15 protein-coding genes are annotated in these 21,823 nt (G+C 64.0%); 4 read left to right on the forward strand and 11 right to left on the reverse strand.

Annotation, left to right across the window (positions count from 1 at the left end):
• Position 1: 1 nt before the first annotated feature.
• Positions 2 to 1,588 carry a cyclic diguanylate phosphodiesterase gene (locus CAF92_RS11190; protein WP_085600830.1) on the reverse strand — a complete coding sequence of 529 codons (1,587 nt, stop codon included), beginning with the start codon at positions 1,586 to 1,588 and terminating at the stop codon, positions 2 to 4.
• Between the two features lie 299 nt (positions 1,589 to 1,887).
• Between CAF92_RS11190 and hppD the strand changes: the two genes are divergently transcribed.
• Positions 1,888 to 2,964 carry a 4-hydroxyphenylpyruvate dioxygenase gene (gene hppD / locus CAF92_RS11195; RefSeq protein WP_025339331.1) on the forward strand — a complete coding sequence of 359 codons (1,077 nt, stop codon included), beginning with the start codon at positions 1,888 to 1,890 and terminating at the stop codon, positions 2,962 to 2,964.
• Between the two features lie 39 nt (positions 2,965 to 3,003).
• Here hppD and CAF92_RS11200 read toward each other — a convergent pair whose 3' ends face one another.
• Complete coding sequence (locus tag CAF92_RS11200) at positions 3,004 to 3,696, reverse strand: CSS-motif domain-containing protein (RefSeq protein ID WP_256573731.1); 693 nt, start codon at positions 3,694 to 3,696, stop codon at positions 3,004 to 3,006.
• A gap of 219 nt (positions 3,697 to 3,915) precedes the next feature.
• Positions 3,916 to 4,602: a type 1 glutamine amidotransferase domain-containing protein gene (locus CAF92_RS11205; protein WP_085600832.1), complete on the reverse strand. Its 687-nt coding sequence runs from the start codon at positions 4,600 to 4,602 to the stop codon at positions 3,916 to 3,918.
• Positions 4,603 to 4,808: 206 nt separating this feature from the next.
• Here CAF92_RS11205 and CAF92_RS11210 point away from each other — a divergent pair, with 206 nt between their 5' ends.
• On the forward strand, positions 4,809 to 6,839 hold the full coding sequence (locus tag CAF92_RS11210; protein WP_085600953.1) for a PAS domain-containing sensor histidine kinase: 2,031 nt from the start codon (positions 4,809 to 4,811) through the stop codon (positions 6,837 to 6,839).
• Between the two features lie 6 nt (positions 6,840 to 6,845).
• Here the strand turns inward: CAF92_RS11210 and CAF92_RS11215 are convergent, their stop codons facing one another.
• From CAF92_RS11215 to CAF92_RS11245, 7 genes are all read right to left on the reverse strand, one after another.
• Positions 6,846 to 8,462 (reverse strand): response regulator, encoded by a 1,617-nt coding sequence (locus tag CAF92_RS11215; protein WP_085600834.1) that lies wholly within the window; start codon positions 8,460 to 8,462, stop codon positions 6,846 to 6,848.
• Between the two features lie 79 nt (positions 8,463 to 8,541).
• Positions 8,542 to 9,597, reverse strand: coding sequence for a tetratricopeptide repeat protein (locus CAF92_RS11220; RefSeq protein ID WP_085600836.1), 1,056 nt, complete (start codon positions 9,595 to 9,597; stop codon positions 8,542 to 8,544).
• Between the two features lie 235 nt (positions 9,598 to 9,832).
• The gene (locus CAF92_RS11225) at positions 9,833 to 11,248 is read right to left on the reverse strand and encodes an efflux transporter outer membrane subunit (protein WP_046614312.1); all 1,416 of its coding nucleotides are present in this window, start codon (positions 11,246 to 11,248) and stop codon (positions 9,833 to 9,835) included.
• A complete protein-coding gene (locus tag CAF92_RS11230) occupies positions 11,245 to 14,424 on the reverse strand; it encodes an efflux RND transporter permease subunit (protein WP_046614311.1) in 3,180 nt (1,059 codons plus the stop codon). The genes CAF92_RS11225 and CAF92_RS11230 overlap by 4 nt, the downstream gene beginning before the upstream one ends.
• A gap of 12 nt (positions 14,425 to 14,436) precedes the next feature.
• The gene (gene mexE / locus CAF92_RS11235; protein ID WP_046614310.1) at positions 14,437 to 15,678 is read right to left on the reverse strand and encodes a multidrug efflux RND transporter periplasmic adaptor subunit MexE; all 1,242 of its coding nucleotides are present in this window, start codon (positions 15,676 to 15,678) and stop codon (positions 14,437 to 14,439) included.
• Between the two features lie 169 nt (positions 15,679 to 15,847).
• Positions 15,848 to 17,434, reverse strand: a complete 1,587-nt coding sequence (locus tag CAF92_RS11240; RefSeq protein ID WP_085600838.1) for a rhodanese-related sulfurtransferase — start codon at positions 17,432 to 17,434, stop codon at positions 15,848 to 15,850.
• The gene (locus CAF92_RS11245) at positions 17,431 to 18,039 is read right to left on the reverse strand and encodes a cysteine dioxygenase (RefSeq protein ID WP_085600840.1); all 609 of its coding nucleotides are present in this window, start codon (positions 18,037 to 18,039) and stop codon (positions 17,431 to 17,433) included. The genes CAF92_RS11240 and CAF92_RS11245 overlap by 4 nt, the downstream gene beginning before the upstream one ends.
• 215 nt (positions 18,040 to 18,254) lie before the next feature.
• Between CAF92_RS11245 and CAF92_RS11250 the strand changes: the two genes are divergently transcribed.
• Together CAF92_RS11250 and CAF92_RS11255 are read left to right on the forward strand one after the other, a co-directional pair.
• Positions 18,255 to 19,190: an ABC transporter substrate-binding protein gene (locus CAF92_RS11250; protein ID WP_085600842.1), complete on the forward strand. Its 936-nt coding sequence runs from the start codon at positions 18,255 to 18,257 to the stop codon at positions 19,188 to 19,190.
• 139 nt (positions 19,191 to 19,329) lie between these two features.
• The gene (locus tag CAF92_RS11255; protein WP_085600844.1) at positions 19,330 to 20,637 is read left to right on the forward strand and encodes an LLM class flavin-dependent oxidoreductase; all 1,308 of its coding nucleotides are present in this window, start codon (positions 19,330 to 19,332) and stop codon (positions 20,635 to 20,637) included.
• Here CAF92_RS11255 and CAF92_RS11260 read toward each other — a convergent pair.
• Positions 20,631 to 21,821, reverse strand: coding sequence for a type II secretion system F family protein (locus CAF92_RS11260; RefSeq protein ID WP_085600846.1), 1,191 nt, complete (start codon positions 21,819 to 21,821; stop codon positions 20,631 to 20,633). The two genes, CAF92_RS11255 and CAF92_RS11260, sit on opposite strands and share 7 nt — an antisense overlap.
• Between the last annotated feature and the right edge of the window lie 2 nt (positions 21,822 to 21,823).

Consider the following 21,823-nt stretch of genomic DNA (forward strand, 5'->3'; position numbering starts at 1 on the left):
ATCAGCCGCGCATGATCTCAGGGGGCGAGGCTTGCGGCAACCGCGACGCAGCCGGGCGTGCCGCCAGTGCCTCGAGGAACTGCGCAGCCGGCATCGGCCTGGCGAACAGGTAACCCTGCTGGAAGTCCACCTCGTGACGGGCCAGGTAATCGCGCTGTGCTTCGGTTTCCACGCCTTCGGCAACGATGCCAAGGCCCAGCTTGGCCGACAGCTCTATGATGGTCTCGAGGATGTGTACCGACAGCGCGTCGGCACCGATCATGGCAACGAAGCTCTGGTCGATCTTCAGGTAGTCGACCTTGAACTGGCGCAGGTAGTTGAGGCTTGACTGACCGGTGCCGAAATCGTCCAGGGCGATTTTCACACCCATGGCGTTGAGCTTCTCGAACAGTTCCAGGGCTACCGGTGTGGCCTCGATCAGCTTGCGCTCGGTCAGCTCCAGGGTGAGCACCACCCGGCCTGGCGGGAAGTGCTGGAGGAAGGTGCGGCAGTCGTCCAGCAGGCTGAAGTCGCGGCAGTGGTCGGCAGTGATGTTGATGCCGATATGGAAACCGTCCTCCAGCAGCCCGGCATAGGGTGCCAGGTTCTGCGCGGTGTGCATCATCAGCGCACGGGTCATGGCGACGATCTGCCCACTGTGTTCGGCATAGGGGATGAACAGGTCAGGGCGTACCAGGCCTTCGCGCGGGTGGTTCCAGCGCATCAGCACTTCGGCGCCGGCCCAGCGGTAATCGCCCTTGCGCACCACCGGCTGGAAATACGGCAGGAACTCGTCGGCTTCCAGTGCCCTTTGCAGCTCGGCGCGCGGCGAGGTGGCGCGACGAACCTGCCAGCGGCACACCAGGGCGGCCACCACGCCCAGTACCAGCAGCAAGCCAAACAGGGCGGGGTAATGGCTGCGCCAAAGTAGCCCCTGCTGGTCGGCGCCATAGCCGCCCTGCACGCTGAACGGGTAGCGGGTCGAGCCCAGCAGTACATTTGCGCTGGCCGCCGCAGGTGGCACGCCCTTTTGCACGATGCCATCCTTGCCCATCCAGGCATCACCCACGCGGATCTGCAGGACTTCATCGGGGCCGATCAGGCGCAGCGCGGTCAGCAGGTGTTCGCCATCCACCGTACTGATCGCGCCGCGGTCGCCGTCGCTGGCCCGATACACCAGCAGCGGGTGGCCTGGGGTGACCGAGTTGCCGTCCATCAGCCACAGCTTGCCGTCGATGTAGTCGCCAGGGTTGACCGGCTCCTCGAATGCACCAAACAGCGAGGTGCAATAAAGGGCGTTGTGCCGGAACAGGTTGGTCGAGCGCACGAAGGCGTTGCGCGTGACCTGGGCACGCAGCATGAGCTGGGCCTCGTCGCACGGGCTGTCGACAAGTGGCAGCAGGGCATTGGCAGCGCTGGACAGGTTGTCGAGAATGCGCTCGACGTGCTCCACCACCTGGCGGACGGTGGCCTGGCTGCTGGCCTGCATTTCGCGCTCGATCTGCCAGTTCATCACGGGCAGGCCGCACGCCACCGGCAGCACGCCGACGACCCAGGGCAACAGGGTGCGCCAGCCGAGGCCGGCGCGGCGTTTGACGGTAAGGGGCATGCTGACCTGATCTGTAGAAAGGATTACGAGAGGATAGCCGCTTGTCGGAACCCGTGAGCAACTAAAGCGCGACAAACCATTTTACGCAATGTAGAATCGATTTACGAATACAACAATAAGGTCCTTCGATACCGAAGGATCAAGCCCGCCGAGAATGGGTCCATATGACATACCATGGGTTCAAGCTGATAATAGGGGACTTCCTCGCCCGCAGCGTGCGGGGTATCCCGTGCTCACCGCCGTTTCCGTGCCACATCCTACGCAATCAATAATTTTTCGCTGCAGATGAGGACACGAACATGGCTGATATCTTCGACAATCCAATGGGCCTGATGGGCTTCGAATTCATCGAACTGGCTTCGCCGACCCCTGGCGTACTCGAACCGGTATTCCAGATGCTGGGCTTCACCAAGGTGGCTACCCACCGGTCCAAGGATGTGCACCTGTATCGCCAGGGTGACATCAACCTGATCCTGAACAACGAACCCAAGAGCATCGCCTCGTACTTCGCCGCCGAACACGGCCCGTCGGTATGCGGCATGGCGTTCCGCGTGCGTAACGCCCACGAGGCCTATGCCCGCGCCCTGGAACTGGGCGCCCAGCCGGTGGAAATCGAAACCGGCCCGATGGAGCTGCGCCTGCCAGCGATCAAGGGCATCGGCGGTGCGCCGCTTTACTTGATCGACCGTTTCGAGGAAGGCAGCTCGATCTACGACATCGACTTCAAGTTCATCGAGGGTGTGGACCGCAACCCGGTCGGTGCCGGCCTGAAGATCATCGACCACCTCACCCACAACGTTTATCGCGGGCGCATGTCGTACTGGGCCGGCTTCTACGAGAAGCTGTTCAACTTCCGTGAAATCCGCTACTTCGACATCAAGGGTGAGTACACCGGCCTGACTTCGCGTGCCATGACCGCACCGGATGGCATGATCCGTATTCCTTTGAACGAAGAATCGTCCAAGGGCTCCGGGCAGATCGAAGAGTTCCTGATGCAGTTCAACGGCGAAGGCATCCAGCACGTCGCCTTCCTGACCGATGACCTGCTCAAGACCTGGGACGCCCTCAAGGGCTTTGGCATGCGCTTCATGACCGCACCACCGCAAACCTACTACGAGATGCTCGAAGAGCGCTTGCCAGGTCACGGCGAGCCGGTAGACCAGCTGAAAGCGCGCGGCATTCTCCTTGATGGCGCCTCCCAGCCTGATGACAAGCGCCTGCTGCTGCAGATTTTCTCCGAGACCTTGCTCGGCCCGGTGTTCTTCGAGTTCATCCAGCGCAAGGGGGATGATGGCTTTGGCGAGGGCAACTTCAAGGCCCTGTTCGAATCCATCGAGCGTGACCAGGTACGCCGTGGTGTGCTGAGCACCGACTGATCCCCGAATTACCGCCGTCACGATTCGATGGCGGCGGTATCAATCTTTCTTCTTGGCTGAAATGGTCAGGCCCAGGTACATGATGAACATGCTGGCGACCCCGACCAGTACCAGCGAAGGCAGTACCTGATGCAGGGATAGGCGAAACTCCTGGGCGGCGTACCCTTTGGGGTAACCGCCGATCACCACGTAGCCATATTTCTGGGATATCGTTTGCTCGGTGAATTCGACCTGGGAGGGGCGTTGTGCGTCGCGGCTGTCTCCCTCGCTCCAGATATACAGGTCGTTGAATTCAAGAAGTAATGTCAGGCCGTCCTGGAAAGCACGCAGTTCGTCACGCAACTGCCGACCGTACGCTGTTGCGATTATTCCGGGATCGTTGTGCGGCCTTTGGATCTTGATGATCGCCGCGTTAGGCGACGATGGCGCGTCGAATGCCAGCTCCGTCTGCCGTCCGGATTGGGAAAAAGCCGAGATGTATGGCAAAGGGTCCATGTCCGTCGCGCAATACGCCTGTTGGTCGCGGGTGAGTATCAACGAGCGAAGATGCGGGCTGTTGGCGACCCTCTGTTCCAGCGTATCGAGCACTTGGTCACAGGGCTTGCCTGCCAATGGCAGGATCATGTCCAGATCGGCCTCCATGCGGCCCAGTGCCTGGTCGATGCTGAAAACCGCTTCCTGAACGGAGACCTTGGCATTCTCCTCGAGTTTTCTTTCAAGTTGATAGTCCATCATCAATAACCCGGATAGGACCGGTATTGAGCCGATGGACACTATCAACAGTAGTTTCCGCCAGTTGATGCCGAGACTTGGTATTGCTGCCATAGGACCGCCGCTCCGTTGAACCTTGCTGTTCGGGTTGAACAGGTCAGCGCTGATCCTATGTGCTTGATGACACTCCGGCTGTAGGCCAAAAGGGTTGCGGTTTTACAGAAAAGCAGAACCTCGCTGTCAGCCTCCCTTCAGTCTGGCGAGCACCTTTTCGGCCAGCAGGGCCGTGGAGGCAGGGTTCTGCCCGGTGATGAGTTGATCATCGGCCACCACGAACGGCTGCCACGGGTCATCATGCTTGCTGTAGATACCGCCGCGGGCGCCCAGTTCGTTTTCGGTCAGGAAGGGGACCACCTTGTCCAGTTCGACGAGCTTCTCCTCGGTATTGGAGAAGCCGGTCACCTTACGGTCCTTGAGCAACAGGCTGTTGTCGCTGAGCTTGATGTTCAGCAGCCCGACAACGCCATGGCAGACCGCTGCGACTATGCCGTTGTTCTCGTAGACCCGGCGCGCCAGGTCTTGCAGCGGCTGGTTGTCGGGGAAGTCATACATTACTCCATGCCCGCCGGTGTAGTAGATGACGCGGTACTCTTCGACCTTCACCTGGCCAGGGCTCAAGGTGTTGCCCAGGCGGGTCATGAAGCGCTTGTCGTCATACCACTGCCAGTCCAGGTCGGGGGCCATTTGCAGGCTATGCGGGTCGACGGGTACGTAGCCGCCCAGCGGGCTGACATAATCGACCGTATAACCGGCTTTCTCGACTTTTTCGACAAAGTGCACCGCTTCCCCGAGCCACAACCCGGTTGCCCGCTTGAGGGCCGGATACTTGGCTGTATTGGTCAGCACCACCAGCATTTTCTTGCTCATGACCACGCTCCCGTCGGCAACCTGAATGGGCCGTTGCTCCCTGGCCCGAGGGAAAACCTAATGAGCATAGCTCTCAGACGCCAGGACGCCATATTGCGTGGCGTGTGTTGTGCTAACGTGAACCACATCTACGGGGGTCCCCGTACTTGAACCATGCTGGAGTCACGATAGTGGTCGAAAATGGTACGCCGCGCGAGCCTGCGTCGATGGTCATCCTGCAGGCGCCCGTGCTGGCACCGGTCGACACCATGGGCGAACGTATTGCACGGTTCGACTGGGGGTGTACATCGCTAGGGCCGCTGCCGCGCTGGTCGGCCTCGTTGCGCATTGCGGTCGACATGATGCACCTGTCACCGTTCCCGTGTGCCGTGGTCTGGGGGCCAGACCTCAGTGTGGTCCACAATGAAGGCTACCTGGCGTTGCGGCCGGTTGCCCCGGATGCATTGGGCATGGCCTTCGATGTGCTGTGGAGCGATGTATGGCCGACGATGGGGCCCTGCGTGTTCAAGGCGCTCGAAGGGCGCTCGAGCTTTGTCGAGGACCTACCACTGCGTATTGTTTGTGGCGAAGGCGGGGAGCCGTTGCGGTGTGCGTTCGGCTACACACCGTTGCGCGACGAACTGGGCAGCGTGGCAGGGTTTCTGCACGCGGTGATCGAGACCACGGCCAGCGTCGAGGCGCACCGCCATTGGCGCGAGCAGGTGCAAGGCTTCGAGCGGCAGGTCGAGCGACACCTGGTAGAGCGCGAGCAGTTCTGGCAATTGTCGCGTGATGCAATGATGATGGTTTCGCCCGAGTTGAAGGTGCAGGCCGCCAACCCTGCCTGGTACCGCATTCTGGGCTGGGCCGAGGAGGAGGTACGGGATATTCCGGTACTGGATCTGGTGCATCCGGCGGATCGTGCCGAGGTTGAGGTGGCCGTTACCGGGTGCCTGCAATACCACAATGCCGAGCAGATAGAAACGCGCCTGCGCCACCGCGATGGCCATTACCACTGTTTTCGCTGGAGCGCACGGTTCGATGGCAGCCAACTGACTGCCGTTGGCCGCGACATCACCGAGGAACGTGAAGAGGCCGCGCGTCAATCCGAAGCCCTGATGCGCAACAACGAACGCTTGGAGGTGGTTGGCCAGTTGGCCGGGGGCATGGGCCACGAGCTGAACAACTTGTTGTCCGGCATCGGCGGCAGCCTGGAGTTGCTGCAACGGCGCCTACAGGAAGGACGGCTGGAGCGGGTAGAGACCTATGTCGAGGTGGCGCGTGATTCGGTGCAGCGTGCCATGGAGCTGACCCATCGCCTGCTGGCGTTTTCCCGCCATCAACCTTTGGCGCCCAGGCCGTTGGACTTCAACCGGCAACTGCGATTGAGCGAACCACTGCTGCGCAGCACGCTGGGCTCGGAGATGCGGTTGCATTGGCAGCTGGATGTCACGCCGTGGGCGGTGAACCTTGATGTTTCCCAGCTTGAAAATGCCTTGATCAATCTTTGCACGAACGCCCGTGAAGCGTGTCTTGATCGCGGCAATGTCACGCTGCGCAGCGTCAACCAGCGGCTGACGACATGTTTCCCGGATGAGGGCGGCCTGCCGCCAGGCGACTACGTGGCCTTGCAAGTGGAGGATGATGGCCACGGCATGGCGGCGGTGGACATTGCCAGGGCCTTTGAACCGTTCTTCACAACCAAGCCGGTCGGGCGCGGCTCAGGGCTTGGCTTGTCGATGGTATATGGGTTTGTCGGCCAGTCGGGGGGCTACGCCTGGATCGAGTCGGAGCCGAGCCAGGGCACCAAGGTCTGCATGCTTTTCCCAAGGTGTCATGACCCGGTACCCGAGGCGCCCGCGCTGGTACCGCGCTCCCAGCGCATGGCCGTGGGACAGCGCCTGTTGCTGGTCGATGACGAACTCGGTTTGCGTGCGGTGATGCGCGAGTACCTGACCGAGCGTGGTTTCGAGGTCATTGATGTGGGCGACGCCAATAGTGCGCTGGAGCGCTTCCGCCATGACGGTCCGTTCGACCTGGTAATCACCGACATCGGCTTGCCAGGCGGTTTCAGCGGCCGCCAGGTGGCCAAGGCCATGCGCATGCAGCTGCCGTTGCAGAAGATCCTGTTCATCACCGGCTATGCCGGTCAGCCGATCGAAGCGCAGTTGCTCGAGCAGCCGGGCACCGCATTGATGAACAAGCCGTTCCCGCTGGCGGACCTGGTGGATGAGGCGCTACGCATGCTCAAGGAGTGATGTGGTTCAGGGCTTGCCCAGTATCTGGGTCACCTGGGCCTGCAGTTGCTTCAGCTCGAAGGGCTTGCAGATCAGGTTCATTCCCGCCTCCAGGAACCCCTCGCGGGCCATGGCCGTTTCCGCGTAGCCGGTGATGAACAGCACTGGCAAACGTGGGCGCAGGTTGCGTGCAATCTCGGCAAGCTGGCGGCCATTCATGCCGGGCAAGCCGACATCGCTGACCAGTAGGTCCACCGGCTGTGTCGAACGCAGTACCTTCAGGCCCTCATTGGCGTCGGCAGCACTGTGGCAGGCAAAGCCATCCTCGCGCAGCGCCTGGCACAGCAATTGGCGCACATGCGGGTCGTCCTCGACCACCAGCACGTGATGGCCCTGGTAGCCTCGCACGGGCTGCACGGGTTTGTCCGGCGCCAGGCCCTGGTCGACATGGCGTGGCAGGTACAGGTCTACCCGGGTCCCTTGGCCAATCTGGCTGTGCAGGGTGACATGGCCGTGGGATTGCTTGCTGAAACCGTACACCATGGAAAGGCCCAGGCCGATGCCCTGGCCGATCGCCTTGGTGCTGAAGAACGGCTCGAAGGCATGCTCCAGCGTGCTTTGCGCCATGCCCTGGCCGTCATCGACGATTCGCAGGCGTACATAGTCGCCGGCGCACAGGGCACCGCCGGCGAACTGCCCGGCGCCGATGTGCTGGTTACTTGCCTCGATGCGCAGCTGGCCGCCATTGGGCATGGCTTCGCAGGCGTTGAGCAGCAGGTTGTCGAGGGCTTCCTGCAATTGCTGGTCATCGGCTTCGACCGACCACAGGCCCTTGGCGATTTGCACGTGCAGGGTAACGGCCGGGGTCATGCAAGCCCTCAGGCGCTTTGCCTGAAGCAGGTTGTGCAGGTCGACCTGCTGGCTGTGCAGCGATTGCCGGGAAGAAAAGGCCAGCAGGCGGTGAGTCAGGCGGGCGGCGCGTGACACCGCCTCGCGGCCCATGCGCAGCACGTTGTCCAGGCCATCGCTGCGGCCCTGGCGCAAGCGCCGGTCGATCAGCTCGAAGCTGCCGCCGATGCTGGTGAGCAGGTTGTTGAAGTCATGGGCGACGCCCCCGGCCAGTTGGCCGATGGCCTCCATCTTGCGCGTCTGGTTGCGTGCGAACTCGCTGCGCTGCTGGTCTTCGCCGGGAGGTGCGGCCTGGGCGTCAAGACGTTGCTGCAGGTCCAGAAGCTGGTTGCGTGCCAGGTACTGGCGGCGCCGGTTGCGCAGGGCGGATTGGGTCGTCTGCAGCAGCTGGGCGTTTTCGAACGGTGCGGCCAGCATTACCAGGTTACCCACCGGGTAGTTGGTCGAACCCATGGTCGTTTGGCTCCCTTGACCGAGCAGCACGATGGGCAGATCCGACCAGCACGGTTGCTGGTCTATGAATGCCTGCAGCAACGCACTTGGGCCCTGCTTGAACACTTGTTCGGCAATGATCGCCAGGCCCGCGCCTTGGGCCAGGCAGCTCCGCAGGTTGGCCAGATCGACCGCGCAGAGGCTGTCGATGCCCGCTGAAGCGAGCAGGCGAGCGGTATCTGCGGCTATTGGCGGGGGCGCCAGGATCAATGCACGTTCGTCCAGCGCCAACGACCTGGCCAAAACGACTCTCCTGCAGGGTGGTCTGATATCCACTGGACCCGGGCACAGCCCCAGGGTTCAACAAATTTTCGGACGTTGCCTACAGCCCCTGTTGCAGCACCGGGTCGTCCGGGTTCTGCCGTTCCAGCTCGGCCAGCAGCACTTGCACATTCTGCAACTGGCCGGATTCCTTCCAGTACTGGATCAGCAAAACCCGTGCCCGGCGATTGGCCGGCTGGCGGCTGAGCACGGTTTCCAGTTGCTTTTGCGCGGCGTCGAGTTGTTCCAGCTCATGCAGGGTGACCGCCAGTGTATAGCGGTAGTCGGCGTTGTCCGGGTCCAGTTCGACGGCGCGGGACAAGGCCAGCAAGGCGTATTCGCGCTGCTCGTGGCGGTTCAGCCAGAGCCCCAGCTCGTACTGCAGAAAGGCCGAGTCGGGGCTCAGCGCCAGGGCTTTGCCCAGTACCTGGCGCGAGGCGTCGTGATGGCCCTGGCGTTCCAGCAGGCGTACCTGGGTGGCCAGTGCGTCGAGGTTGCCTGGCACTACCGTCAGGGCTCGTTGCAGGGCGGTGGCGGCCAGAGTGTAGTCGTTTTCGTGCAGGTACAGGCGTGCCAGGTGGACCTGGGCGTCGGCATCTTCGGGTTGTTGCTCCAGGGCCTGCTGGTATTGCTCCAGGGCGACCTGCAGCGGGCCGAAATACAGGCCGATGTCATCCGGGGCAAGGCCGAGCAGGGCATCTACCGCAGCAAAGCGTACGCTTTGCTCGTCGTCATCCAGCAGCGGGCCGAGTACCAGGCTGCGCTGCGCCGCCGGTAGCAGGCGGCGGATGCCGGCAATGGCTGCACGGCGCACCAGCGGGTCGGCATGTTCCAGGTCCTGGCGAGCGAGTTTCAATGCCTGGGGCGAAGGGTAGTTGGGCAGTTCGGCATACAGGGCCGCCCGGCGGATGGGTGGCAGGTCGGTGCGCTGCAATTGTTGGTACAGCACCCGTGCGGCGCCGGGTTGGCCGTCATGGGCCTGGCGCAGGGCCTTGGCGTAGCTGTGCGCAGGCAAGGTTGGCGGGGCTGGCGGAGTGTCGCGCCACAGGTAGCCGAACAGGGCCGATACCAGGATCAACAGCAGCAGGGCGATCAGGTAGCGGTTGCGTCTGGGCATCGGACGATCCGTGGCGGCGGGAAGGGCAGAGCTTGGGCTAGCCGGGGGGTAATTGCAACCGAGTGAGGGCTGACAGGTGCTTGTCTCGGGTTATGCGGCGGCGCTCGATCTCAACGACAACGATGATGTCGTGGCGAACACCCCCACAAAAACATAAAAAAGCCCCGCAAACCAAGGCCTGCGGGGCAAACGGTTGGGGGAGGAACCAACCAAAGGAGCCGTTGAAACGGGTGTATCAGCGCGCGCTGGCTACAGTCTCCGGTTGCCAGCCGCCGCCCAGGGCCTTGTAGATGGAGACGATGCCGCGGTACAGCTCGACCTCGCCCTGGGCCTGCGCATCTTCTGCGCTCAGCCGCTCACGCTCGGCATCGAGCAGCACCAGGTAGTCCACCGTACCCTCGCGATAACGAATCGAGGCCAGTTCCGCCGCCTTGCGGCTGGCATCGCTCTGGCGCATCAGCGACAACAGCCGCTGCTGGGTCTTGTCGTAGTCGCTGAAGGCGTTGGCCGATTCTTCCAGGGCCAGCAACACCTGCTGTTCATAGTTGGCCAGTGCCCCTTCGGCATCGGCCTTGGCACCGCGCAGGCGGGCGCGCACGCTGCCCAGGTCGAAGGCGGCCCAGGTGATGCTCGGGCCCAGCGCCCAGGCATTGGCTGCCGAGGAGCCGATCTGCGAGCCTCGGGCTGCAGTAAAGCCGAGGAAGCCGCTGAGGCTGACACGCGGAAACAGGTCGGCCGTGGCCACGCCGACGTTGGCGGTGGCAGCCGCCAGTTGGCGTTCGGCGCTGCGGATATCCGGGCGGCGGCGCAGCAGTTCTCCCGGGTCACCCACCGGTAGCGCCTTGGCGATGGCCGGCAGGGCCTTGGGCGACAGGTCGACGCTGAGCGCCTCGGGGCGCTGGCCGAGCAGGGTGGCGATGCGATGCCGGGCCCGCGCCTGTTCCGCCTGCAACTGCGGCACGGTGGCTTCGACCCCGGCCAGGCGCGCGTCGGCGCGCACCACGTCAAGGTCGTTGCCCACGCCGGCATCGCGCAGGGTTTCAGTGATGGCCCGCGATTCCTGCTGGGTCTTGAGGTTGGCCAGGGCGATCTTCTCGCGCAATTGCGCGCCGCGCAGTTGGCCGTAGGCATCGACCAGCTCGGCGATCAGGCTGACCTGCAGCTGCTGAAGGTCGGCCGCGGCTACCGCTTCCTGGGCTTCGCTGGCTTCGATCTGGCGTTGGATGCGGCCGAACAGGTCAAGCTCCCAGGCCATGTCCAGGCCCAGGTCGTAGCGCTCGCTGTTCACCCGTTGCGTGGTCTGGCCGGGGACCTGGCCCTTGCCAATGTCGCTGCTGGCGCGGCTGGTGACCACCGGGAACTGATCGTTCTCGGCGTCTTCACGGATCGAACGGGCTGACTTCAGGCGGGCGAAGGCCACGCGCAGGTCACGGTTGCCGTCCAGCGAAGCCTGTACCAGCTGGTTCAGTACCGGGTCGTCGAACTGCCTCCACCACAGGCTTTCGAAGCGGCTGCGGTCGTAGGCCTTGGTCTGTACATCGCTGGCCAGCTGCGCGGGCTCGGTGGCCGGCGCCTGGTAGTCCGGGCCTACCGCGCAGGCCGCCAGGGCCAGCGCAAGCAGGCTCGGGGTCAAGGGTTTGAGCAGGTTCATGCATGGCTCTCCAGCGAGTGGGCGCGTTCGGCCTTGCGGGCCTGGCGACGCTCGACGAAACGGCGAATCAGGAAGAAGAACACCGGGGTCAGGAACAAACCGAACACGGTCACGCCGATCATTCCCGAGAACACCGCCACACCCATGGCATGGCGCATTTCAGAACCTGCACCGGAGCTGAACACCAGCGGAACCACACCCATGATGAAGGCGATCGAGGTCATCAGGATCGGCCGCAGGCGCAGGCGGCAGGCTTCCAGTACCGCAGCCAGCGGGTCGAGCCCCTTGGCCTGTTCGTCCTTGGCGAACTCGACGATCAGGATCGCGTTCTTGCACGCCAGGCCAACCAGTACGATCAGGCCGATCTGGGTGAAGATGTTGTTGTCACCCCCCGACACGATCACCCCGGTGATGGCCGACAGCAGGGTCATCGGCACGATCAGGATCACCGCCAGCGGCAGGCTCCAGCTTTCGTACTGGGCGGCAAGCACCAGGAAGGCCAGCAGCACGCACAGCGGGAACACGAACAGCGCAGTGTTGCCCGAGAGGATCTGCTGGTAGGTCAGGTCGGTCCACTCGAAGGTCATGCCGTTGGGCAGTTCCTCTTTCAGCAGCTTCTCGATTGCAGCTTCGGCCTGGCCGGAGCTGTAGCCCGGTGCCGCGGCGCCGTTGATCTCGGCGGTGATGAAACCGTTGTAGTGCATCACCCGGTCAGGCCCGGAGGTGTCGCTGACCTTGAGGAAGGTCGCCAGAGGGATCATTTCGCCGATGTTGTTGCGCACCTTCAGCTGGCCGATCTGCTCGGCATCGAGGCGGAACTGCTGCTCGGCCTGGACATTCACCTGATAGGTGCGGCCAAAGCGGTTGAAGTCGTTGGTGTACAGCGAGCCCAGGTAGACCTGCAGGGTGTCGAAGATGTCGGTGATCGCCACGCCGTGGGTCTTGGCCTTTTCCCGATCGATGGCGGCATCGACCTGCGGCACGTTGACCTGGTAGCTGGTGAACAGGCCCGCCAGTTCCGGCACGTTGTGGCTCTTGGCGATGATGTTCTGGGTTTCCTTGTACAGCGCCTCGTAGCCCAGGTTGCCACGGTCTTCGATCTGCAGGCGGAAGCCGCCGATGGTGCCCAGGCCTTGTACCGGCGGTGGCGGGAAGATCGCGATGTAGGCGTCCTGGATGTCGGCGAACTGGGCATTCAGTGCAGCAGCGATGGCCGCCGCCGACTGGCTCGGGTCCTTGCGCTCGTCGAACGGCTTGAGCGGGGTGAACACGATGCCGCTGTTCGGGCTGTTGGTGAAGCCGTTGATCGACAGGCCTGGGAAGGCTACCGAGTCGGCCACGCCAGGCTGCTTCAGGGCGATTTCGCTCATGCGCTTGATCACTGCTTCGGTGCGGTCGAGGCTGGCCGCGTCAGGCAGTTGGGCGAACGCCACCAGGTACTGCTTGTCCTGGGCCGGCACGAAACCGGTCGGGGTGGACGAGAAGCCCAGGTAGGTCAGGCCCATCAGGCCGGCATACACGAACAGGGCGATGCCGCTGGAGCGGATGACCCGACGCACGCCGCCGACGTAGCGGTTGGAAGCGCGGTCGAAGAAGCGGTTGAACGGGGTGAACAGCCAGCTGCCCAGCAGTTTTTCCAGGAACCGCGAGAAACGGTCCTTGGGCGCATGGTGGTCCTTCAGCAGCACGGCAGCCAAGGCCGGCGACAGGGTCAGCGAGTTGAATGCCGAGATGACCGTGGAAATGGCGATGGTCAGGGCGAACTGCTTGTAGAACTGCCCGGTCAGGCCGGAAATGAACGCAGCAGGCACGAACACCGCGCACAGCACCAGGGCGGTGGCGATGATCGGCCCGGTCACTTCACCCATGGCCTTTTGCGTGGCTTCCAGGGGTTTCAGGCCCAGGCCGATGTTGCGCTCGACGTTTTCCACCACGACGATGGCGTCGTCCACCACGATACCGATGGCCAGGACCAGGCCGAACAATGACAGTGCGTTGAGCGAGAAGCCGAACAGGTGCATCACGGCGAAGGTACCGATCAGCGATACCGGCACGGCCATCAGCGGGATGATCGAGGCACGCCAGGTCTGCAGGAACAGGATGACGACCAGCACGACCAGCACCAGTGCTTCGAACAGGGTGTGCACCACGGCTTCGATGGAACCACGGACGAACACGGTCGGGTCATAGACGATGCTGTAGTCCATGCCCTCGGGGAAGTCCTTCTTCAGCTCGGCCATTTTCGCCCGAACTTCGTCGGAGATCTCGATGGCGTTGGAGCCTGGGCGCTGGAAGATCGGGATGGCCACCGCCGGCTGGTTGTTCAGCAGCGAACGCAGGGCGTATTGGCTGGAGCCGAGTTCGACCCGGGCGATGTCCTTCAGGCGAGTGATTTCGCCATCGGCACCGGCGCGGATGATGATGTTCTCGAACTCTTCCTCATTGACCAGGCGACCCTGGGTGTTGATCGACAGCTGGAAGCTGGTCGAACCCGGGGCGGGCGGTGCGCCCAGCTGGCCGGCGGCCACCTGGCGGTTCTGCTCGCGGATCGCGGCCACCACATCACTGGCGGTCAGATTGCGCGAAGCGGTCTTGTTCGGGTCCAGCCACACGCGCAGCGAGTAGTCGCCCATGCCGAACAGCTGCACGTCGCCCACGCCACCCAGACGCGCAAGCTCGTCCTTGATGTTGAGGATGGCGTAGTTGGAGAGGTAGAGCATGTCGTAGCGGTTGTCCGGCGAGGTCAGGTGCACGACCATGGTCAGGTCGGGCGAGGCCTTGTCGACGGTGATACCGATGCGGGTCACTTCCTCTGGGAGCTTGGGCTGGGTACGGGTGACGCGGTTCTGCACCTGCACCTGGGCGTTGTCCAGGTCGGTGCCCAGGGCGAAGGTGATGGTCAGCGTCAGCTTGCCGTCAGCGGTGGACTGGGAGGACATGTACAGCATGTTCTCCACGCCGGTAATCGCCTGCTCAAGTGGCGCGGCGACGGTTTCGCCGATGACCTTGGGGTTGGCGCCGGGGAAGTTGGCGCGCACCACCACGGTGGGCGGCACCACTTCGGGGTATTCGCTGATCGGCAGCTGGAACAGCGAGATGGAACCCGCGATCAGCAGCACCAGCGACAGCACCGCGGCGAAGATTGGCCGGGTAATGAAGAATTTCGAGAAGTTCATCGGTGTGGTCCCTTAACCGCGTGGCGCCTGGGCGCTGGCGACTTTCACGTTGTTGCCCGCCACCTTCGGCGCCGGGTTGCTGGCCTCCAGGGCCTGGCGCTGCTGGGCGAGGGCGGCGAGGGTCTGTTCGCTGGCCATCGGTGTCTCTTCCGGGGTGACCGGTGAGCCAGGGCGTACGCGTTGCAGGCCCTTGACCACGATGCGGTCGTCCTTGCCCAGGCCGCTGCGCACGATGCGCAGGCCCTCCAGCTTCGGCCCCAGCTCCACGGCGCGGTAGGCGGCCTTGTTGTCCTTGTCCATGACCAGCACGAACTTCTTGCCAAGGTCGGTGCCGACGGCTTCGTCGTTGATCAGCACGGCCTGGTACTGGGCGCTGCCTACCAGCTTCAGGCGTGCATACAGGCCAGGGGTGAACTGGCCGTCGCTGTTGTCGAACACCGCACGGCCACGGATGGTGCCGGTGCGCGGGTTGACCTGGTTGTCGACGAAGTTCATCTGGCCCAGGTGCGGGTTGCCGGTTTCGTTGGTCAGGCCCAGGTACACCGGGGTGCTCTGGCCGCGCTGGCCTTCGCGGGCCAGCTGGGTGTACTTGAGGTACACGCGCTCGTCGGCGTCGAAGTAGGCGTAGACCTTGTCGGTGGAGACCACGCTGGTCAGTGGGGTGACATCGGCGGTAACGATGTTGCCGGCGGTGAACTGGGCGCGGCTGACGCGGCCGCTGATGGGCGCGGTGACACGGGTGAAGCTGAGGTTCAGGCGTGCCAGGTCGAGCTGCGCCTGGATCGCGTCAACCCCGGCGCGGGCTTCGGCGGCGGCGCTGCTACGCGATTCGGCCAGCTCTGCGGAAATGGCGTTGCTGTCACGCAGGCGTTCACCACGGCGGGCTTCGTTGGCGCTGCGGATGGCAGTGGCCTTGGCTTGCTGAAGCTGGGCTTCGAGGCGGCGGACCTCTGCCTGGAACGGGCGTGGGTCGATCTGGAACAGCAGGTCACCTTTCTTGACCTGGGCGCCTTCAGTGAAGGCCACCAGGTCGATCTGGCCGGAGACCCGTGGGCGTACCTCGACGGTTTCCGGAGCTTCGAGGCGGCCGGTGAACTCGTCCCATTCATTGATCGGTTGCTCGATCACCTTGGCCACGCTGACCTTCGGCGCCGCGGGAGCCTGCACGGCGTCAGGGGTTCGACCGCAAGCGCTGATCACCACCACTGCCAAGGCAGCGAGGGGGAAGCGCAAGGGTTTGAGTGATTGTTCCATGGAGAACTCCGCCAATGTATTAGTAGTGGGCGGAGTGTGAGTGTCTTGCGCGTGATGCACGAATCGAACGGGGCGAAGGTTATTATCACGATGAATGATATCTGTGGAGCGCTCATCGATTTGCGGCATGGTTGGGATTTTGGGGCTGCAAAGCAGCCCCGGCAATTTTTCAGCTCAACACGCGGAAGCCATGAGTGCCATCGCGCTTCAGCTGGGCGATCAAGCCGAACTCCCAATCCAGATACCCCTGCATCGCCTCGTGCGGGTTGTCGGTCCCTTCATAAGGCCGGCGATAACGGTCGGTACGCGCCACGGCCAAGCGCGTTTCGCCGCTCTCCAGCGTCTTGCCCGCCGCGATCCAGCGCGCCGTGCCGCCGTCCAGCACGTACACCGGGGTTTGCGTCAGTGCCTGCAAGTCCAGCGCCGCAAAGCGCGCCAGCAGGCTGCTGCCGCAGGTCAGCACATAGCGCTCGGCTACCGGCAATTGCTCCAGCGCTTGCGGCAACTGCGCGCGGATCGCCCAGTACGCGCCTGGAATGTGCCGTTTCACATAGTTGGCACTGGTGGTGAAGTCCAGCAGCACGGTACCTGGCGCTTGCAGCCAGCCCTCCAGTTGCTCGATACCGATTTCGCTAACCGCTGGCAACGCCGGCTGCGGCGCTTGCCACTCGCCGGTCGCACTGAAGTCCGCCGCTGACAAACCGTCCAGCACTGCCACCTGCCAACCCATCTGCGCCAGCCACGAGGCGCTCATGTTGGCCCGCACGCCGTCATCGTCCACCAGCACGATGCGCGCCCCGCGTACGCTGGCGACATGGTCGGTTTCCTGCACCAGTTGCCCGCCCGGCACGCTGCGGCTGGCCGGCAGGTGGCCCTGGGCGTATTCCTCGGGCGTGCGCACGTCGAACAGGTAGGTGGTGCGGCTGGTATCAGCCTGCCAGGCGGCCAGTCCTTCGGGCTCCAGGCGGGCCACGCCGGCGCGGTCGGCCACGCTGCGCGCGCGCTGTGCGGCATTGGCACGGGTGCTCTCGGTAACCTCGGTGAAGCGGCGTTGCTGGCCGTGGGCCAGGGTTTGCCCGGCCAGGGTCCAGCCAATGGTGCCGTTGCGCAGGGCGGCCACCGGGTTGGGGATTCCGGCGTTCACCAGCGACTGGGTGCCGATGATGCTGCGGGTGCGCCCGGCGCAATTGACGATCACCTGGGTGGCAGGGTCTGGCGCCAGCTCGGCAACCCGCAACACCAGCTCGGCACCCGGTACGCTGATGCCGCCCGGGATGCTCATGGTCTGGTATTCGTCGAAGCGGCGGGCGTCGAGCACCACCACATCGGCCTTGGCATCCAGCAGCGCCTGCACCTGTTCGGCCGCCAGCGATGGGGTGTGGCGCACGCTTTCCACCAGTTCGCCGAAGGCCTTGCTCGGCACGTTGACGTCGCGGAACAGTTCGCCACCTGCCGCGCGCCAGCCGGCCAGGCCACCTTCGAGCAGCGCCACATCGCTGTAGCCCAGTGCCGTCAGACGTTGGCCGGCCTGGGCCGCCAGGCCTTCGCCGTCGTCATACAGGGTGATGGCGGTGTCGCGCCGGGGGACCCGGGCGAACACCTCCAGTTCCAGCTTCGACAACGGAATGTTGGCGGCGAACAATGGGTGTGCCTGGGCGAATGGGTCTTCCTCGCGCACATCGATCAACGCCAGTTCTTCTTGGGCCAGCAATGCCCGACGAATGTCGTGGAAGGAGCGGGTGGCTACGGTACTCATGGGGCAGGGTTCTCTTTGGACAGGTCCCAGATGTTGGGCAGAAGGGTGTTGGAATAGCCTGAAATGAACGGTTTTTCGCTGCCGTCGGGCAGGTACACGGCGCGGCTGACAGCGCCGATGTTGGCGCCATACACGTGAATGCTGATCGACACCTGGTCGTCGAAGGCGTTGCTGACCTGGTGGATATCACCGATGCGTGGCGATACGGCTTCCACGTTGCCGGGGTCGATGCGCACCGGCTCGCCTGCCGGCAGCAACGCACCGTGCTCACCACGGACAAAGCCTTGCGAGTATTCGGCGCCGCGCAACATGCCGATCAGGCCCCACACCCGGTGGTCGTGGATCGGCGTCTGCTGGCCTGGCCCCCAGACAAAACTGACGATGGAAAAACGCTGGCGCGAATCGCAATGCAGCAGGTATTGCTGGTAACGGGCCGGGTCCGGCTGCGCCAGTGCTTCGGGCAGCCAGTCGTCATGGGCGACCAGGCTGCGCAGCAGGCCCTGGCCTTGGTCGAGGAGGGTGGCTTCGTCGGTTTCCCGGTCCAGCAGTTGCGAAAGTGCGTCGATGAAGTGGCGCAGGCGCTCGAGGCGCAAGGGTTGGCTCATGGTTCAGGCTCGGCTGACGGTTTGGTTAAACCCTAGCAAATGCGCTGAGTATTCTTAAAAGTAAAAATATTCATAAGCTAATATGCAAAAAATGCATTTACAGCTTGGCCGAACTGATTTGAAATGGGTGCAACGAACAGCAAGCCCCGCGATTACCCCACGAGACCGCACGCGCGGATCGGCCTTACGTACCTCGAAGGTACCTGGAGACGAACGTGCGATACCTCAAGCAATTGGCCGCCGGTGTGCTGGCCAGCTCTCTCAGCCTGGCGGCCGCCGCACAAACCCTGGTGGTCGGCGACCAGAGCTTCAATGCCCGCGCCGTGATGGAAGCGGCCGGCGTGCTCGACGACCTGTCGTATACCCTGGAATGGAAGCAGTTCACCGCTGGCTCGCCGGTGGCCGAGGCACTGAACGTGGGCAGCCTGGACATCGGCCTGCTGGGCGATGCACCGCCGTTGTTCCTCGGTGCGCTGGGCGCGCCGATCAAAGTGATTGCGGTCAGCCGGCAGAACCTGGAGGGCGTGGCCATCCTCGCGCGCAAGGACTCGAACATTCACCGCCTTGAAGACCTGCGTGGCAAGCGAGCGGCGATCTGGAAGGGCTCCTGGAGCCAGCAACTGCTGTTCAGCGCGCTGGACAAGGCTGCAGTGCCGCGTGACGCCCTGGAATTGCGCTACCTCAGCGCCCTGGATGCTTCGCATGCCCTGGATGGTGGATCGGTGGACGTGATCGCCACCTGGGAACCCTATGTCACCCAGCAGGAGCGCCAGGGGGCGCGGGTGCTGGCCACGGCCGAAGGGCTGATCCCGGCGCAGAGTTTCGTGGTGGCCAATGCCAAGGCAGTGGAGACCAAGCGGGCGCAGATCAGTGATTTTCTCCAGCGCCTGAAAAAGGCCCGTGACTGGACCCTGAGCGACCCTGCCCATACCGAGGCGTATGCCGATGCCTGGGCCAGACGCACCCGTGCCGACCGCGATATTGCCCGGGCCTGGTTTGCCCGGGCGCGTACCGATGTGGCGGCCTTGAACCCGCAGGTGATCGTGGAGGCGCAGAAGACCGTGGACTTCTTTGCCGGGCTGGGGCTGATCAAGGCCTACCCGGCGGCCAGCCTGTTCGATACCTCGTTCGCGGCGGCGTTCGAGCACTGATTACTCTTGTACCGGCCCTTTCGCGGGTGAACCCGCGCCCACAGGGGCAGTGCAGCACCCGAACACTGCGCAGTTCCTGTGGCAGCGGGTTTGCCCGCGAAGAGGCCGGCACAGCCACCACCGTTTCCGAGGAATACCCATGACCACCCGCAAGATCAAGCTCGGTGCCCTGACCATGGGCTGCGGCGGCCCCGGCCGGCACAACCTGTGGCTCGACCCGGAGCTGCCTGCCGACGCCAGCGTCAACATCGACTGGTACATCGACATCGCCCGCCAGGCAGAGGCTGCGTTGTTCGACCTGATGTTCATTGTCGACAGCCAGTACATCACCCCCGGCTCGCCGCCCCATTACCTCAACCGACTGGAGCCGCTGACCCTGCTGTCGGCGCTGGCGGTAAGCACACGGCACATCGGCCTGGTCGGCACCCTGACCACTTCCTACAACGAACCCTTCAACGTCGCCCGCCGCCTTGCCTCGCTGGACCTGATCAGCAAGGGGCGCGCCGGCTGGAACGTGGTGACCAGTGGCGACGCTGGCACCGCCGGCAACTATGGCCGTGACGAGCACTACGACTACGACACCCGCTATGCCCGCGCCCAGGAGCACGTGGCGGTGGTGCAAGGCCTGTGGCGCTCGTATGAAGACGGCGCCTTCCCGCGCAACCGGGCCACCGGGCAGTTTCTCGACCCCAGCCGGATGCATGCCCTGAACCACAAGGGCGAGCACTTCTCGGTGGTGGGGCCGTTGAACATCCAGCGCTCGCCACAGGGCCAACCGGTCATCTTCCAGGCCGGCGATTCGCAGCAGGGGCGTGACCTTGGTGCCGCCACCGCGGATGTGATCTTCACCCACGCCGCCAGCATCGAGCAGGGCCAGGCGTTTTACCGTGATGTGAAGGGCCGCGCCGCGCAGCTGGGGCGTGACCCCGAGCAACTGCTGGTATTGCCCGGGGCCGAGATCTATATCGGCGACACCGACGAACACGCCCGCGAGATAGAGCGCCATTACCACCAGCAGGACCACAGCTTCGAGCTGGCGCTCAAGGAGTTCGGGCGCAACTTCGGCTGGCACGACTTCAGCCAGTACGACCTTGATGCACCATTCCCGCAAGAAAGCCTGGAGCATGCGCGCAGCAGCTTCTTCACCAACGCCAGGCGCATTGCTGACCAGGCTCGGGAGCAGGGCTTGAGCTTGCGCCAGGCGGTGGAGTTCGGCCGCCAGTTGCGGCCGGGGGCCTTCGTCGGTTCGCCGGCAACGGTAGCGGCCAGAATGGCCGAGTGGTTCGAGGCGCGTGCCTTGGATGGCTTCAACATCTATATCGGCCACCCCGGGCAGTTCCGCCGTTTTACCGAGCAAGTGGTGCCGCTGCTGCAGGAGCGCGGGGTATATCGCACTGCCTACGAGGGCACCACCCTGCGTGAAAGCCTGGGCCTGGCCATTCAGTGAATGCTGGAGGCCAGTTCGAAGATCGGCATGTACATCAGGATCACGATCAGGCCGATCAGAAGGCCGATGAAGGTCATCAGCAGTGGTTCGAACAGTTTGACGAACCACTCCACCCAGCGGCCGATTTCCTGGTCATGAAAGTCGGCGCAGCGCTCCAGCATCTCGCCCAGGTTGCCGGACTGCTCGCCGGCCCGCAGCAGGCGCAGCGATACCGGCGTGACCAGTTGCCCGGCCTCCAGCGCGTCGGAAAGCGGCAACCCTTCGCCGACCCGCTGGCTGGCGTGCTCCAGGCCCTGGGCCGCCGCGCTGCCGAGCAGGCCGCGGGCCATGCCCATGGCGGTGAGGATGGGGATACCGCCTTGCAGCAGGATGCCCAACGAGCGGTAGAAGCGTGCCAGTTCGTACATCATCAGGCGTTGGTGCAGTGCTGGCAGGCGCCGCAGCTGGCAGGCCGCCCAGCGCCGTACCCGTGGTTGACGGCGCAGCAGCCAAAGCGCCGTGACCGCACCTAGGGAGCCCAACGCCAGCGGCAGTTGCTGGGCGTGCAGGAACAGGCCGATCTGCATCAGCAGCCGAGACAGCCAGGGCAACTCGGCGCCCATGCCCTCGAATACCTGGCTGAAGCGCGGCACCACGTAGCCAAGCAGGAAAAGCACCACGCCACCGCCCACCAGCAACAGCAGCAACGGGTACACCGAGGCGCCCACCAGCTTCTGCCGTACCAGGTCCAGGCGCTGGCGGTAGCTGATATAGCGGGCGAGGGCGTCACCCAGCGCGCCGGTACGCTCGCTGGACTGCACCAGCGCCACGTACAGCGGCGGGAACACCCGTGGCTGCTGGCCAAGGGCCTGGGACAGCGAGCGGCCTTCGTACAGTTGGCGGACCAGTTCGGCGAGCACTTTGCGCGTTGCCGCTGCGGGGGCCTTTTCCGCCAGGCTTTCCAGCGCGTCGATCAGCGGCAGGCCGGCGTTGAGCAGGGTGGAAAGTTCCTGGCTGAACAGCACCAGGTCAAAGCTTGCTTCGCGGCGCCAGGCCATGCCGCGCAAGGCGCCGCCATGGCCACGCAGGCTGAGCACGCGCAGGCCCTGGTCCTCGGCCTGGCGGCGGGCCTGGTCGGCGTCCTCGGCGTCGATCTGCAACTGCACCACACCCTGCCTGCCCAGGGCCTTGAGGCTGTAGCGCATGG

Origin of the sequence: Pseudomonas sp. B10(2017), from assembly GCF_002113295.1 — a bacterium.
Classification (GTDB): Bacteria; Pseudomonadota; Gammaproteobacteria; order Pseudomonadales; family Pseudomonadaceae; genus Aquipseudomonas; species Aquipseudomonas pudica.

Excerpts from the sequence above, each read along its gene's own strand:
- CAF92_RS11190 (WP_085600830.1), bottom strand. The coding sequence starts at position 1,588 with ATGCCCCTTACCGTCAAACGCCGCGCCGGCCTCGGCTGGCGCACCCTG.
- hppD (WP_025339331.1), top strand. The coding sequence starts at position 1,888 with ATGGCTGATATCTTCGACAATCCAATGGGCCTGATGGGCTTCGAATTC.
- CAF92_RS11200 (WP_256573731.1), bottom strand. The coding sequence starts at position 3,696 with ATGGACTATCAACTTGAAAGAAAACTCGAGGAGAATGCCAAGGTCTCC.
- CAF92_RS11205 (WP_085600832.1), bottom strand. The coding sequence starts at position 4,602 with ATGAGCAAGAAAATGCTGGTGGTGCTGACCAATACAGCCAAGTATCCG.
- CAF92_RS11210 (WP_085600953.1), top strand. The coding sequence starts at position 4,809 with ATGGTCATCCTGCAGGCGCCCGTGCTGGCACCGGTCGACACCATGGGC.
- CAF92_RS11220 (WP_085600836.1), bottom strand. The coding sequence starts at position 9,597 with ATGCCCAGACGCAACCGCTACCTGATCGCCCTGCTGCTGTTGATCCTG.
- CAF92_RS11225 (WP_046614312.1), bottom strand. The coding sequence starts at position 11,248 with ATGAACCTGCTCAAACCCTTGACCCCGAGCCTGCTTGCGCTGGCCCTG.
- CAF92_RS11230 (WP_046614311.1), bottom strand. The coding sequence starts at position 14,424 with ATGAACTTCTCGAAATTCTTCATTACCCGGCCAATCTTCGCCGCGGTG.
- mexE (WP_046614310.1), bottom strand. The coding sequence starts at position 15,678 with ATGGAACAATCACTCAAACCCTTGCGCTTCCCCCTCGCTGCCTTGGCA.
- CAF92_RS11240 (WP_085600838.1), bottom strand. The coding sequence starts at position 17,434 with ATGAGTACCGTAGCCACCCGCTCCTTCCACGACATTCGTCGGGCATTG.
- CAF92_RS11245 (WP_085600840.1), bottom strand. The coding sequence starts at position 18,039 with ATGAGCCAACCCTTGCGCCTCGAGCGCCTGCGCCACTTCATCGACGCA.
- CAF92_RS11255 (WP_085600844.1), top strand. The coding sequence starts at position 19,330 with ATGACCACCCGCAAGATCAAGCTCGGTGCCCTGACCATGGGCTGCGGC.
- CAF92_RS11260 (WP_085600846.1), bottom strand. The coding sequence starts at position 21,821 with ATGCGCTACAGCCTCAAGGCCCTGGGCAGGCAGGGTGTGGTGCAGTTG.